This is a genomic window from Galbibacter pacificus, from assembly GCF_029603165.1.
GTDB lineage: Bacteria > Bacteroidota > Bacteroidia > Flavobacteriales > Flavobacteriaceae > Galbibacter > Galbibacter pacificus.
The window spans coordinates 497,950-513,158 of sequence record NZ_JAQSVC010000001.1; the positions used below are offsets into that span (position 1 = coordinate 497,950).

The following is a 15,209-nucleotide window of genomic DNA, read 5'->3' on the forward strand; positions in this document are numbered from 1 at the left end:
AACTTTACAAAAATGAAAAACTTAAAATATTTCATACTGATAACCTTTATAAGTACTTCTTTTTTTAGTTGTGATGATGATTTTTTGGATACCGTCCCCAATGACAGGATTTCTTCGGAACTTTTTTGGCAGACAGATCAAGATGCTGTATTTGCAGCCAATGCAGTATACCCATTTTTACTGCAGGATGCCTTTAGTTTTACCATGTGGGATGCCATGTCGGATATTGGGCATGTTACCCTGCAATGGCGTGATGAGTCCCTTGTTGAAAAGGGCGCGCACAACTCATCAAATGGGAAGGTGGCTTCTGAATGGGCATTTGCTTATAGAGGGATACAGGCAGCCAATATATTCATGGGCAATGTTGAAAAAATGACCCCCCAGGATCCAGCTCTGATTGAGCGCTTAAAAGCGGAGGTCAAAGTCATTAGGGCATATTCATATATCCGGCTGGCCATATTATACGGGGACGTTCCACTTGTGGATCATGAACTGACCTTGGAAGAAAGCAGGGAATTGACACGGACCCCAGTGGAACAGGTTTGGGATTTTATTTCCGATGAACTCACTGCTTCGGCAGTGAAGCTGCCGAAGGTCCAATCAGATAAGGGTAGAATAACAAAAGGAGCTGCCTTGGCCCTTAAGGCCAGGGCAATGCTATACGCTGGTCGATATACGGAAGCTGCCCTAGCTGCTAAAGAGGTGATGGATCTTCAAGTATATAGTTTGAACGCGTCCTATAAAGATTTATTTAGCTATCAGGCACAAAACACTACCGAGATCATATTGGACCGGCAATTTGCAAAAAATGTCAACAACAACAACATATTCAATTTAACCACGCCCAATAGTATATGGCCACAAGTAAATCAATTTGTACCCCGTAAAAGGGCCGTGGATGTATACCAGATGGCAAACGGAAAGGATATTACCGATCCCACCAGTGGCTTTGATCCATATAATCCTTATATAAACAGGGATCCACGGTTAGGTTATACAATATATACTTTGGGGGATACCTTGTTAAACGGCACAATATACAATCCCAAACCTACTAGTGGAACCGGTGATGCCATAGGGTCATCTGAAAACTCTACCTTTTCGGGATTCAATGTTAAAAAATATTTGAACCCCGAGGATATGGCCCAACCTACCAATTGTGGTATAAACATAATTTTATTGCGTTATGCAGAGGTGCTGCTCACTTATGCCGAGGCTAAAATAGAAGCAAATGATATCGACCAAAGCGTATTGGATGCCATTAATGAAGTACGGCAACGCCCCGATGTTAATATGCCGCCCATAACCGTTATGGGAGGCCAAGAAGAACTCAGGGAAATCGTGAGGAAAGAACGCACCGTAGAGTTGGCATTTGAAGGCCTGCGTTATTTTGACATAAGGAGATGGAGGGTTGCAGAAAACCTCACTGGGATTATCAGGGGGATGACTTATGAGAACAATAGCGGGGAGCTGGTGACCATAGCGTTAACGGGCTTTGACATTGCATTTGATAAGGAACGCGATTATTTATGGCCTATTCCCAATGATGAAAGGGTACTGAACCCCAATTTGACCCAAAACCCTGGTTGGTAATGGATTTTTGGCACTAAAAAACTATAATTATAAAAAAGTAAAATTTTTATAAACCGATTATAAACTTCAAAGATATAATATGAAAACTATAAAAAAGACCAATAGCAGAATATACTCAATAATCGCTATAAGCTTATTGATGTTGAGTTGTGGCAATGAAAGTTCGAAAGCACAAGAACTGCCTTCCGTTTCGATGCCCAAAGAAATCACACTGACCAAACAAGAGCTGAAGAATAAAATAAAGGGTGGATGGGCCGGTCAGACAATCGGGGTAACCTATGGGGGGCCTGCTGAATTTCGATTTAACGGAACAATGATACAGGATTATGTCCAACTCGAATGGAATGATGATTTAATCAGCTGGTTTTATGATAACGAGCCGGGGCTGTACGATGATATTTATATGGATCTTACCTTTGTCGATGTGCTTGAAAAAAAAGGGTTGGATGCACCCATTAGTGACTTTGCAAAGGCATTCGCATACGCTGAGTACCCGTTATGGCATGCCAATCAGGCAGCACGCTATAATATTATGAACGGTATAGAGGCCCCTGCTTCAGGACATTGGAAGAACAGTATGCATGCTGATGATATCGATTTTCAGATAGAAGCTGATTTTGCAGGTCTGATGTCACCTGGGCTTCCTAATGCCGCTTCCGATATTTGTGACAGGGTAGGACACCTTATGAACTACGGTGACGGTTATTATGCCGGGGTATATGTGGCCAGTATGTATACCCTTGCATTTGTTTCGGACGATGTGAACTTCATTGTGACCGAAGCCTTAAAGAAAATACCTTCCGAAAGCAAGTATTACCGTGCAATGCAGGACGTTATCGGATTTCATGAAAAATTTCCTGATGATTGGAAGCGTTCCTGGTTTGAAATAGAAAGGAGTAAATGGGCCCAGGACCTGCACTGCCCCGATGGTATTTTTTCACCTTTTAATATTGATGCCACCGTGAATTCAGCTTATGTTCTATTGGGACTCTTGTACGGCAAGGGGGATATTGCAAAATCTATGGAGATAGCTACCAGGGCAGGCCAGGATGCCGATTGTAATCCTTCGACCGTTGCCGGGATTTTAGGGACCATGGTCGGATATGACCATATACCGGATAAATGGTTAAAGGGACTAAAGAAGGTAGAGGACAGGGATTTTAAATATACAACGATTTCGTTGAACGATGTTTACGAACTTAGTTATAAACATGCCCTGGAGGTTATTGAAAGAAATAATGGTAAAATTGGTAATGACGAGATACAAATAATTTGTCAATCCCCTAAAACGCTTCCCTTAGAAGTTGCTTACCCCAATATTGAACCTACAGGAAACCTAAAGAGATCACGGGGTTCACTCTTTACGATTAATGACAATAAAGAGCATAGTATCGAATTTAGCGGTACGGGAATCGTTATAAAAGGCGGGATTGCCGGATTAAGCTTTTCCGGAAGCAGTGAACCTTTTGAAAATTATATCTATGAACTGGAGGTCAATCTGGACGGAAAGGTGGATAAGGTGATGAAACTTCCGGTTGATTACAAAAAGCGATCCGCAGAACTTTATTGGAACATGGAACTGCCAAAAGGGGACCATGTAATTAAATTAAAGTGGTTGAACCCTATGGAGCAAGGAAAGATAACCATCAATGAGTATGTGGCTTTTTCAGGCCAAAAAAACACAAATCATAATTAAGGGAACCGTGCTTGTACAAGGCCGTTTTCTTTATGAAAAATGCTTGGAAAAATTTAAATGAAGTCAAATTATTAAGAATTATTGATGAGTAAAATAGTAGTAATTGGAAGCTCCAATACTGATTTAATATCGAAAATGGAGCACTTTCCAATCCCCGGTGAGACCATAGAAGGAGAATCCTTTTTTCAGACCATGGGAGGAAAAGGGGCCAATCAGGCCCTGGCAGCACATAAACTGGGAGGAAATGTACAGTTTGTAACCTCTTTGGGAAAAGATTCAAACGGAAAGAGTACTATGAAGTATTATAAACGGGCACAGCTGGATGTGTCTTTATCTTTGGTTACGGATGAAATCCCCTCGGGCACGGCTATGATATGGGTCGATGGGAAAGGTGAAAATAGTATTGTCATAAATTCAGGAGCCAATAAAATGCTTTCCAGCACCTATATCGATAAGATACAAAAGGTTATAGCCGAGGCATATATGGTCGTCTTACAACTTGAAATTCCCTATGAGACCGTAAAGAGAGTTTGTGAAATAGCCTCTCGAAACAAAACGAAAATATTTTTTAATCCAGCTCCTGCGCAAAGAATTGATGCAGAGATTATAAAGATGACCGATATTCTCGTGGTCAATGAAACAGAGGCCAGAATTATTTCCGGTGAAAAATCCGGAAAATTAGAACAAGATGAAATGATTGATAGACTGAGGGCCATGGGTGCAAAAACAGTTATATTGACCTTGGGAAAAAAGGGAAGTATTTTTAAGGATGGCCGAACCGTAATATCCGTACCTGCCTTTTCGGTAAATGCGGTGGATAGTACTGCAGCCGGAGATGTTTTTTGCGGTGCCATAGCAGCAGAACTCTCCAAAGGAAGCTCATGGGAGAATGCCCTTGAGTTTGCGACGGCAGCATCTGCCATATCGGTGACTAAGATGGGGGCACAACCTTCCATCCCAACGGAAAAAGAAGTGTTGGAGTTTTTAAAAAGCAACACCTTAAGAATTAAGGTCAAGGCTGATTTATAAAAATAAACCTAAAATATAAACCATTATGTATATAGTAGATAATTATCTGGCAGCCATCGTTTTTTGTTTTATCACCATGTTGTGTTGGGGTTCCTGGGGGAATACCCAAAAACTTTCCAGCAAAGAATGGCCATTTCAGCTTTTTTATTGGGATTATGCTTTAGGGGTATTTTTAATGACAGTGGCAATTGCATTTACAATGGGTTCGATGGGAGATCAGGGAAGAAGTTTTATTCCGGACTTGCAACAAGCCGATGGGCGCTATATTTTTTATGCACTTTTAGGAGGGGTTATTTTTAACCTGGCTAATTTACTCTTGGTCATCGCCATTGATATTGCGGGAATGGCCATTGCCTTTCCGATAGGAATTGGCCTGGCGCTTGTCCTGGGAGTCGTCACTAATTATATAGATAATCCGGAAGGAAACCCATGGCTACTCTCTTCAGGAGTGCTTTTTGTGGTCTTTGCAATTGTTTTGGATGCCATGGCCTACAGGCAGATTTTGGAAAAAGTCAAAAGTGATTCCAGAAAAGGAATTATTATCTCTTTGTTGGCAGGGATTGCCATGGGATTCTTTTATAAATATGTTGCACTTTCCATGTCCATGGATTTTGTAACTCCTGAGGCCGGAAAGCTTACTCCTTATAGTGCTTTGGTTATATTTTCCGTTGGACTATTCTTATCGAACTTTGCTTTTAATACCATAAATATGTACCGCCCCATTTCTGGAACCCCTGTTACGTATAAAGATTACTTTGTACAAGGATCGACAAAGCTTCATATCATAGGAATCCTTGGGGGCGCTATATGGGGGCTGGGGATGTCTTTTAATATTATCGCTTCGGAACAAGCTGGTCCTGCCATTGCCTATGGTCTTGGGCAGGGGGCTACCATGGTAGCGGCATTATGGGGGGTTTTTATATGGAAAGAATTAAAAGGGCTCCCGAAATCTAAAAACTGGTTATTGATATTAATGTTTACCTTTTTCGTAATCGGAATAGGATTGATTATTTATTCAAAAGAAATATAAACTAAAAATTCATTTGATTTTTTAGAGTTGTATTAGTTAGCTTTATGTTAAAGAGGCGGCCTTTATAGAAGGCGGCCTCTTTTGTTTTGCAATATGTTGAAGCCTTCCATATAGTAGGATGTACTAGCCAAATAGTCTCCCGAGTCCCAAGGTTTTTTTTAGGCAATGATCGTTTTTTTTCACTCCATAGGACAGGAGGTGGCAGAATCAACCCTTTTGTTAGTCGTTTTCACACCTCTAAGTTACCAATATTTACTTTTATCTTTGGATAGGCATTAAATTCAACTAAAGAAAAGAGGCATCTAAAATGAAAATATTAAAGACATGCGATAAGGGACATAAATTTTATAAAAGCTCAGATTGCCCCACTTGTCCAATTTGCGAGGCTGAAAGAAAACCTAAAGATGGGTTTCTTTCACTTCTTTCAGCCCCGGCGAGAAGGGCATTAGAGAATAACAATATTGCCACTTTGGAAGAGCTTGCAAATCATTCAGAAAAAGAGATACTCAGTTTTCACGGGTTGGGGAAAAGTTCTATCCCGATATTGAAAAATGCCATGAAAGAACAAGGCCTGTCATTTAAAGGTGCAGAAGGATAGCAATTTTTAGCTACAATGGATTGAGCATATGGCATATCAAAAATAAAATTGGATTAAAAAGATTTTAAGATGAGAAAAATAACTGTTATATCCATGATTACAATGGATGGGGTCATGCAAGCTCCGGGCGGGCCTGGAGAAGATACGTCGGGTGGTTTTGAATATGGTGGCTGGGTTGCGACCTATGGCGATGAAACCTACAAAAAAATATTGCAAGAGGAACTGGAACAAAGGGCCGATTATTTACTGGGCAGAAAAACATTTGAGATTTGGGAGGGGTACTGGCCTGAACATAGCGATTTTTGGCCAGGTATCAATGAGGGTACAAAATATGTTTTATCCAATACCAGAGGAGACTCACATTGGAAAAATACCGATTTTATAAAAAGTATAGCAGCTATTAAAAAACTTAAAAACTCGCATGGACCGGATATTCAGGTTTGGGGTAGTAGCAAACTCGTTCAGCTATTACTTAAGAATGACTTGGTGGACGAACTTTGGCTTAAAATTTTTCCATTGACATTGGGTACGGGGAAGAAACTGTATGGCGATGGAACCGTGCCAGCCGCATTTGCATTAACAGAAAGCACCATTACTTCAAAAGGAGTATTTATAGCTAAATATGAGCGTGCCGGTAAAGTTGGTACCGGTAGTGTGAAGGTCTGAAAATAAGTAAAATTTTTCAGCTGCCATATTGGGAATTACTATATAACCATAAAAAGGGCAGAATCTTATATTTTAAAGATTGTTGGTTTTTATTAATATAAACTTAAATAAAGAACCTATGAAGTTTAACATAGTTATAGCTATAAACCTAATATTGTCAATGTTGGTTACCGGTGTTTTCTGGGGTACATGGTTTACATTGACCCGCTCTATAGACCAATTTTCAGCAGCAGAATTTATACATATTGGCAAGGTCATAATTGCGAATGTTGCCAATCCCATGAAAATACTAATGCCGCTGACCATTTTATGGTTAATTGTTCTAACTGGCATGAAATACCCTACAAAGGGCAAGGATTTTTATTTGTTTTTTGGTTCGCTGTTGTTAATGATAACTACTTTATTGATAACTTTATTGGTTGAAGTTCCTATTGATGATGAAATTAAGACTTGGACAGTGAACAATATTCTCAATAATTGGGAATCCATTCGTGAAAAGTGGGCATGGTATCATGGACTGCGTACCGTAACCTCAATTTTTTCATTTGTTGTGCTATGTGTAGGCTCGGTTTTATGTAATAAAAGGCCTGTTTAAATTCAACAGCTAGTGGGTTCTTTTTAAAGCGTTTAATTTTTCATATGAGAAATTTGAATGATATAAGAAAACCTTATAAAGGATTCCATACCAATAATCTGCTAATGCTTTCATTCTTGATGGGAACACTGGATATTTTGGCGGCTGTTTTATTAACGCTGTATTATGGTGGAGACCCCATAAAAATGCTCGGTTATATTGCAAGTGGCGCCTTAGGCACGAAAGCTTTATCGGGAGCTTTATATTATGTAGTTATCGGGTTGTTCTTTCACTATGGAATTGCCTTTGTATGGACCGTGATTTTTATGTGGGGATATAAAAAAGTTCCATTTCTGTCACAACACAGAATTTTAACGGGCATGGCATACGGACTTATTATTTGGTCGGTAATGGACCTTATAATTATACCTTTATCATTAATCACCCCAGGTCCGTTTAATATTGCCCGCGCCATAACCGGAGCCTTAATACTTATATTGGCCATAGGGCTGCCACTTTCCTTTATAACAAAAAACAAATTTCCAAAGGGTTAAAGCCAATGTTACTAAAAAGTTGACCTATTTGGTTTAAGATGACGCAATTGACCCTTTTATTGTGCGTAATCGCAACCCTTTAATTCCATGAATCCGTCTTAATTTTGGAATATAAAACAAGTCGAATTTAAAAATTAAACAATCATGTCAAAAAACACTGTAACATTACACCGTATTCTGGCCACTTCGCCAGCGAAAGTTTTTCGTGCATTTTCCAATGAAGATGCCTATGCATCATGGCTTCCTCCTTATGGTTTTGTCTGTAAGGTCCACCAAATGGAATTCAAGGAGAAGGGCAGCTATAAAATGTCTTTTACAAATTTTTCAACTGGTAATGGACATTCATTTGGGGGAGAATTTATAGAAATAAAAGAAGCAACACTGATTAAATATACGGATAGGTTTGATGACCCCAATTTACCAGGGGAAATGATCACTACCGTGCGGCTATCAAAAGTTTTATGCGGAACAGAACTGCACATTACACAAGAAGGTATTCCCGATGCCATTCCAGTGGAGATGTGTTATTTAGGCTGGCAGGAATCACTGGAGAAATTGAAAAAATTAGTAGAACCAGAAATACCAGACGCATAGAGCGGGGATGATGAATAATCATACTTCATTAAATAATACATCCAAATCCAATACGGTTAGGTAGGAAAGATAGTTCGAGTATTGGGCAAATTATTAAGCAAAAGTAACATGAAACAATTAAAACAAGGAAAACAATGAAAACTCAGGTGATAGAAAACAAGAATAATAAAAGCATTCATACAAAAAATAAAATAGTCTTTTGGATAGCTACAAGCATTATATTTTTATGGGAAGGATTAATGCCATTGGGCACGCTCTTGTTTGCCCATGAATATTTTAACGCTGGTACCAAACCATTGGGCTATCCCGATTATTTTGCCTATTCACTAATTGTTTGCAAAATTATAGGGGCAACTGCCTTAATGTTGCCAAAACTGCCCATAAAGCTTAGGGAATGGGCATACGCAGGACTGACGTTTAATCTAGTTTTTGCGGTCATTAGCCATCTAGTGGTAGACAAAAACATCGGTTATATTTTAATGCCTGTTGTAATTGGGGTAATACTTTCAGTATCTTATTATCAAAACCAAAAAATTCAAAACAATGGCTAAAACTAACTACCAAACAATTGATGAATACCACAGCACATTCACTGGAGATGTTCTTAAAAGAATGCAGCGCATCCGGGAATTGGTGCATAAAGTTGCACCCGAGGCCAAAGAAGTGATAAGTTATCAAATACCCGCCTTTAAGATAGACGACAAGTATTATTTAATTTATTATTGCGCATTTAAAAATCATTTAACGCTTTCCAGTCCATGGTCGGAGGCTATTTTAAAGAAATTTGAAGCAGATTTAAAAGGAATGAAAGTATCAAAATCTGCAATACAATTTCCACATAATATGGAATTACCGCTCGATTTAATAGAAAGAATTTTGAGATTTAGAAAGACCGAGATTTAGGCCACTGTTCAAAGATCATCTTTTTCTTCATTTGGGTTTAATGAAAAAAATAAAACCATCAGCATAAAGTATTAACTTTAGTTTACAAATGAAAAACGAAGGAAGGTTTTAAGCATATTTACTAATTAATTACACCAATTCTATGGTAAAAAGTAAATTATTAAGAATGGATAACGTAGGCATCGTGGTAGAATCTCTCGAGGATGCCATCACTTTTTTTACCGAAATGGGTCTAAAATTGGAAGGGCGGGCCACAATTGAAGGAGAATGGGCGGGGCGAGTTACCGGATTGGGCGATCAACGAGTGGAGATTGCCATGATGGTTACTCCCGACGGCCATAGTAGACTTGAACTTTCACGATTTCTTACCCCGCCAATTGAATCAGACCAGAGGACAGCCCCTGTAAACGCTTTGGGTTATTTACGGGCTATGTTTACCGTGCAAAATATAGATAATACGCTCGAAAGGCTCTATAAGTTGGGGGCAGAACTTGTAGGAGAAGTTGTCCAGTATCAGGACTCCTATAAGCTTTGCTATATCCGTGGTCCAGAAGGGCTTCTTATTGGCTTGGCAGAAGAGCTGGGCAATATATGAATTTTGCCCATGGCCGGTTATCTAGCCCATAGTTCATTCCATTAGATTGTCTCAAACCTATGCTTTTTAAAATGGATTATGTATCTTGGAACATGAAACATCCTTCAAGATATACACCGCACCCTACACAAAACGTTGTAGAATATCAGTATAAGAACTTAATTATGAGATTGTTATTTGCTTTTGTTAGTTGTCTTTTTTTTGATACATTATCTTTAGCGCAAGAAAGCGGTACCCATATCAACATTGGGGTTAATCATGTAATTAAGTCTTCCATATTAAAAGAAGATAGGGTAATTCAGATTTATACGCCTGATGGATATTCAGGCTCAAAACAAAAATATCCCGTGCTTTATATCCTGGACGGACAATGGTATTTTTTAAGCGGTGTGGCAATTCAAAAAGCCTTTCATAATAGCCCCCGTGCTATTCCGGAAATGATTGTAGTAGGCATCAATACTAGTAATCCATTAAGAAGAAAGCTGTTTGGAACTGAAAGCGAAAAATTTACTGATTTTTTAATGAATGAAGTCATTTATTACATAGAGTCCAATTATAGGATAAATGAAGAACGTGTCATTTTTGGGTGGGAAGATGCTGCATATTACATAAGCGGATTAATTTTGGAAAAGGGGAATGTTTTTGATGGAGCCATTATTTCTGATGGCGGATATGCTACTGAAGACCAAGTCAATGGGTTTGCTTCAAAGAAAGATGTTTATCTATTTATGGCTAACTCCAAAAAAGATATATATTATATCGATTCAACGGAAGCATTTCATGAAATATTGAAAGAGGCCAGCCCCGAGCGTCTTATTTGGAAATATGATTTATTTAATGATGAGGTGCATGAATCCCTGGCACATTTGGCAATCTATAAAGGATTGAAATACTATTATTATAATTATAACTCACCGGTTTTTAAAAGTATACAGGAGTACGTCGACTTAGGCGGAATGGATTATTTGACTGCCTATTTTAAAAAACGGGCAAAACGATTTGACTTTGATGATCAAATAGATAATGATACAAAAAATATGCTCATCTGGTTGGCATGGAAAAGGAACAATTTCGAATACTTCAATTTTTTCATGACCAAATTTGAAGATGTTTTAGCCACCCAAAGATATGCTTCAGCATATTGGCAAAATCGTCTTGGCCAGTTTTACTTAAAACATAATGATTATGAAAATGCCATTAAATATTTCAATGCCGGACTAACCAGGTATCCCAACTCAAAATTTGAAGAACAAATGCAAAAAGGCCTTACGGTTGCTAAGGACAAAAAAATTAATTAAAATGAAATACTCCAAGCCTTATCGGTTATAGAAAAAATGCATGCAAGCCCGTGCTTTATACTAAAAATCAAACTATTTTAAAAGCGGAACGGATTTTGAAATAGGCTGGTTACACAATTAACAATCCAGTAATAGAACAGGAAAAAGAAGCAGAAGATGGAATTTAACCCAAACAACCCTATTGTTAAACTTTGCATCCAGGCCATGGAAATGGAAGGAAAAGGCAAAACTGAAGAAGCATACAGCTTATTTCTTCAAGCTTGGAATGAAGCAACAAATGATTTTGAAAAATTTCTTGCCGCTCATTATATGTCCCGGTATCAAAAAAATAGTTCCGATAACTTGAAGTGGCTCGAAACGGCCTTACAATTCGCCTTAAAAATAAATAATGCATCTGTTCAGAGTGCTTTTCCAGCGCTTTATATAAATATAGCCAAATGCTACGAAGATTTAAAAGATCCCGATAATGCAAAAAAGAACTACGAATTAGCTATTTCATATAAAAATAACCCTATCGACAAAGGCCCTTTTTATCATGGAACAAAAGCAGCTTTGCAAACAGGAGATCTATTAATGGCTGGAGGGAGTTCCAACTACAAGCCAGACCTTAAAATGAATCACATTTACTTTACGGCCCTGGTTAACGGTGCAGGACTTGCAGCCGCATTGGCAAAAGGCGCCGGACGTGAACGGGTTTATACTGTTGAACCGACCGGCAGTTTTGAAAACGACCCGAACGTTACGGATAAAAAATTTCCCGGCAATCCAACGCGGTCATATCGCTCTACGGACCCACTTAAAATTGTTGGCGAAGTAACTAATTGGGTAAAACAAACCCCTGAGGAACTTCAAAACTGGCAAAAAAAATTGGCTAATTCTAAGCGAGATATCATCAATTAATCTCCGAACGATTTTTTTGATATTTATTTATAGTTGAGCCATCTTTTTTATAATTGGTACTTATTTATAAGCAAGCTATTAGTATCTTTATAATCTTAAGATGCATTAAAATTTAAAATTTTCTTATGAACAGAAGGAATTTTGTTAAGCAGACAGGCCTGCTTACGGCCGGTGCCATGGCCTTAAGCCATACCAATTTAATGGCACATGTTTTAAACAGCAGATCAATCAATCCGTTCGGGGTACAATTGTATAGCGTTCGGGATGTTTTGCCAAAGGATCCCAAAATGGTTATGAGGCAATTGGCAAAAATGGGATACAGGCAATTTGAGAGCTATAGCGGTCCGGAAGGATTTTTGTGGGGGCTTTCACCAAAAGAGATGCGATCATTTTTAAATGATATAGGGGTAAATATGGTAAGCACCCATTTTAATTATATGGAAGTTGCCAACAAACCGGATAAGTTGAAAAAAAATATTGAAATGGCCCAAGAAGCAGGCCTAAAGTATTTATTGTGCCCATATATAGGTGCACAGAAAACTTGGGATGATTGGAAAAGGATTGCCGAACAATTGAATAAAGTTGGTGAACAGGTAAATGAAAGCGGACTGAAATTCGGGTACCATAACCACGATTACTCATTCAAACCACTGGAGGGGGAGCTGCCCCAAGACTATTTAATTGAAAACACGGACCCCGAGTTTGTTATGTTCGAATTAGACCTCTGCTGGATCGATGTAGCAGGTGTGGATACAGCATTACATTTGCAAAAATATGGGAACCGATATGAATTATGTCATATAAAAGATTACACAATAATAAACGGTAAGCCTCATCAAAATGATCTGGGCCAAGGGAATGTTGATATTAAAAAAACGCTCAAAGCAGCCTTGGAAAGTAATATCAGGTATTTTATTGTAGAACAGGAGGAATATCCAAAAACGTCGCTGGAAAGCCTGGCATATGATGCAACTTATATGAAGGAACTTCAACTGTAAAGAACTTTTATGTTTCATAAAGACGGGTTGATTGTTTTACTTCAATACTTGTGAAAAAATAATATAGCCAAAGAGGTTATTCCATATATGATGGGATAGCCTTTTTTATAAAACAAACATATCTGAAACACTTAATGTCCCTAACTTTTTACCCCTGGAAATTTATAGGGATGGTTTTTTTATATTTTGTGAACATGATCATGTAATTTATAATGGTAATATGGTATTATTATAAGAGGTTTTTTCATAGAAACATATTTTTTGTATAAATTTATTGCGATTTATATAAAAATAAAAGGTTGTTGCATTGGAAAAAGCAAATCTAAACATACATAAAACTTCAGCAGATAGTGATAACGACAGTTTATTTGATCATGTTTTCCGATTGTACTATGATAAATTGCTCCATATTGCTCTGGGATATTTGAATTGTAAGGAAGATGCCGAAGAGATCGTGCAGAACACCTTTTTAAAGTTATGGGAACGTCGGAAACAAATTGACAAAATAGCAAACCTGAACAATTATCTTTATACGCTAACAAAAAATGGTTGTCTGGATCTTGTAAAGCACCAGAAAATTAAAATAGGGTATTCCAGACAACATCAAACCATGCAACAGGAGTTCATCAACGATCAGGCAGCTTCGCTACTTATTGAAAATGAACTTAAAAGTAAAATAGATCAAAGCATAGAGCTTCTTCCGGAAAAATGTAGGCAAGTGTTCTTGAAAAGTAGGGTTGAAGGGTTGAAAAGAAATGAAATTGCAACCGTTTTAAATATTTCCCCAAGGACCGTAGATAACCATATAGCGAATGCCCTTAAACATATGAAATTTCATTTAAGGGACTTTATATCCTTTCTTTTTTAATTTTTTAGAATTCTTTTTTAGGTAATCTTAACTTTTGAATCGTCTATATAATACTAAGGCATAGAATGGCATGGACGATTTAATATGGAAATACGTTAAGGGGGAGACCAATACACTCGAGTCGGAGCAGGTGGAAAACTGGATCAATGCCTCTGAAGGGCACCGCAAAAAATATCATTTGATAAAGGCAAAGTATGTATTGGGGACATTTGATGTAACCCAGGGCAATATCGATGTCGAAGCTAGGTTGACGAGTTTTAAAACTATGGCAACTAAACAACCAGTTCCATCTCTTAAGCCTTTGTTTAGGTATGCTGCGGTCTTTATTGTATTAATTGGTCTTGGTACGCTGTTTTTACTGATGAAGGGCGGCGATGTCAATATGACCGCACCTGATAATGCAATAGTGCTTGAGATGGAAGATGGCAGTACAAGGGTAGTAACGGAAAATAATAAAGAAATTCTTAGAAATAAACAGGGTGAGGTAATTGGGGTACAACAAGAAAACGAACTGGTTTATACGAAGAAGGAAACAGCCGTCGGTACTGATCAGGTAAACTATAATACCCTTAAAGTCCCTTATGGGAAACGTTTTAATATAACATTATCAGACGGATCCAAGGTATATTTAAATTCAGGGACCTCCATGAGGTACCCGACTCAATTTTCCAATAAGGGGAACAGGGAGGTATATTTACAGGGGGAGGCTTTTTTTGAAGTAGCCAAGGATTCTAAACATCCATTTATAGTATCCTCTAACAATCTGAATGTTCGGGTTTTGGGAACTAAGTTCAATGTGTCCTCTTATGAAGAAGATAGTTCTGTGCAAACAGTTCTGGTAGAAGGCGAGGTAAGCTTGTATAATAGTAACGATAGTTACGATACTTCCAAAAAAACATACCTAACACCGGGACATAAGGCAATATGGGATAAAAAGCAACATGATATACAAGTTGAACAGGCCGATGTGTCCATATATACTTCTTGGATGGACGGTCAAATGGTTTATAGACATATGGCCCTTAAAAATATTTTGAAAAAGCTGGAGCGCCAATACAATGTAACGATTGAAAAGCCTTCCGATTCCTTGGGGAATCAAAAGTTTACTGCCACTTTTGACGGTACACAGTCGATTTATGAAGTATTGAAGACCTTTAAGAAGCACTATGGAATACAATATCGTATGGAAGGAGGAAAATTTATCATTAATAAATAAATATCAATTAACCTTTAAATAAAAATACAATGGATACAAACTAACTTTAAAAAGATCAAAAAACACTCACAACGATAGTTACTTCTATAAAAGAAAA

General features: G+C 38.0%; 17 protein-coding genes. All 17 read left to right on the forward strand.

The features are described from left to right. Positions 1-12 precede the first annotated feature (12 nt). The 17 genes from PSF86_RS02030 (at position 13) to PSF86_RS02110 (ending at position 15,112) form a co-directional block, all read left to right on the forward strand. A complete protein-coding gene (locus tag PSF86_RS02030; RefSeq protein ID WP_277898388.1) occupies positions 13-1,593 on the forward strand; it encodes a RagB/SusD family nutrient uptake outer membrane protein in 1,581 nt (526 codons plus the stop codon). Between the two features lie 79 nt (positions 1,594-1,672). Continuing rightward, the gene (locus PSF86_RS02035) at positions 1,673-3,289 is read left to right on the forward strand and encodes an ADP-ribosylglycohydrolase family protein (protein WP_277898389.1); all 1,617 of its coding nucleotides are present in this window, start codon (positions 1,673-1,675) and stop codon (positions 3,287-3,289) included. 84 nt (positions 3,290-3,373) lie between these two features. Further along, on the forward strand, positions 3,374-4,318 hold the full coding sequence (rbsK, locus tag PSF86_RS02040; protein WP_277898390.1) for a ribokinase: 945 nt from the start codon (positions 3,374-3,376) through the stop codon (positions 4,316-4,318). A gap of 25 nt (positions 4,319-4,343) precedes the next feature. Beyond that, the gene (locus tag PSF86_RS02045) at positions 4,344-5,348 is read left to right on the forward strand and encodes a GRP family sugar transporter (RefSeq protein ID WP_277898391.1); all 1,005 of its coding nucleotides are present in this window, start codon (positions 4,344-4,346) and stop codon (positions 5,346-5,348) included. A gap of 307 nt (positions 5,349-5,655) precedes the next feature. Then, on the forward strand, positions 5,656-5,946 hold the full coding sequence (locus tag PSF86_RS02050) for an RNA polymerase alpha subunit C-terminal domain-containing protein (protein WP_277898392.1): 291 nt from the start codon (positions 5,656-5,658) through the stop codon (positions 5,944-5,946). Positions 5,947-6,015: 69 nt separating this feature from the next. After that, positions 6,016-6,612, forward strand: coding sequence for a dihydrofolate reductase family protein (locus tag PSF86_RS02055; protein ID WP_277898393.1), 597 nt, complete (start codon positions 6,016-6,018; stop codon positions 6,610-6,612). A 118-nt stretch (positions 6,613-6,730) separates the two neighbouring features. After that, positions 6,731-7,207 (forward strand): anthrone oxygenase family protein, encoded by a 477-nt coding sequence (locus PSF86_RS02060; protein WP_277898394.1) that lies wholly within the window; start codon positions 6,731-6,733, stop codon positions 7,205-7,207. Positions 7,208-7,251: 44 nt separating this feature from the next. After that, a complete protein-coding gene (locus PSF86_RS02065) occupies positions 7,252-7,740 on the forward strand; it encodes a hypothetical protein (protein ID WP_277898395.1) in 489 nt (162 codons plus the stop codon). 144 nt (positions 7,741-7,884) lie between these two features. Further along, positions 7,885-8,334 carry an SRPBCC family protein gene (locus tag PSF86_RS02070; protein WP_277898396.1) on the forward strand — a complete coding sequence of 150 codons (450 nt, stop codon included), beginning with the start codon at positions 7,885-7,887 and terminating at the stop codon, positions 8,332-8,334. Positions 8,335-8,468: 134 nt separating this feature from the next. Further along, entirely contained in the window at positions 8,469-8,885 is a 417-nt protein-coding gene (locus tag PSF86_RS02075) for a DoxX family protein (RefSeq protein WP_277898397.1), read from the forward strand. Next, positions 8,878-9,237 (forward strand): iron chaperone, encoded by a 360-nt coding sequence (locus PSF86_RS02080; RefSeq protein WP_277898398.1) that lies wholly within the window; start codon positions 8,878-8,880, stop codon positions 9,235-9,237. The genes PSF86_RS02075 and PSF86_RS02080 overlap by 8 nt, the downstream gene beginning before the upstream one ends. A 166-nt stretch (positions 9,238-9,403) precedes the next feature. Next, positions 9,404-9,832, forward strand: coding sequence for a VOC family protein (locus PSF86_RS02085; protein WP_277898399.1), 429 nt, complete (start codon positions 9,404-9,406; stop codon positions 9,830-9,832). A 71-nt stretch (positions 9,833-9,903) separates the two neighbouring features. Then, the gene (locus PSF86_RS02090; RefSeq protein ID WP_277898400.1) at positions 9,904-11,130 is read left to right on the forward strand and encodes an alpha/beta hydrolase-fold protein; all 1,227 of its coding nucleotides are present in this window, start codon (positions 9,904-9,906) and stop codon (positions 11,128-11,130) included. A 492-nt stretch (positions 11,131-11,622) separates the two neighbouring features. Then, a complete protein-coding gene (gene arr, locus PSF86_RS17825; protein WP_407933307.1) occupies positions 11,623-12,030 on the forward strand; it encodes an NAD(+)--rifampin ADP-ribosyltransferase in 408 nt (135 codons plus the stop codon). Positions 12,031-12,155: 125 nt separating this feature from the next. After that, on the forward strand, positions 12,156-13,028 hold the full coding sequence (locus PSF86_RS02100) for a sugar phosphate isomerase/epimerase family protein (protein ID WP_277898402.1): 873 nt from the start codon (positions 12,156-12,158) through the stop codon (positions 13,026-13,028). 307 nt (positions 13,029-13,335) lie between these two features. Continuing rightward, positions 13,336-13,896 carry an RNA polymerase sigma-70 factor gene (locus PSF86_RS02105; RefSeq protein ID WP_277898403.1) on the forward strand — a complete coding sequence of 187 codons (561 nt, stop codon included), beginning with the start codon at positions 13,336-13,338 and terminating at the stop codon, positions 13,894-13,896. A gap of 70 nt (positions 13,897-13,966) precedes the next feature. Beyond that, positions 13,967-15,112, forward strand: a complete 1,146-nt coding sequence (locus PSF86_RS02110; protein ID WP_277898404.1) for a FecR family protein — start codon at positions 13,967-13,969, stop codon at positions 15,110-15,112. Positions 15,113-15,209: the final 97 nt, after the last annotated feature.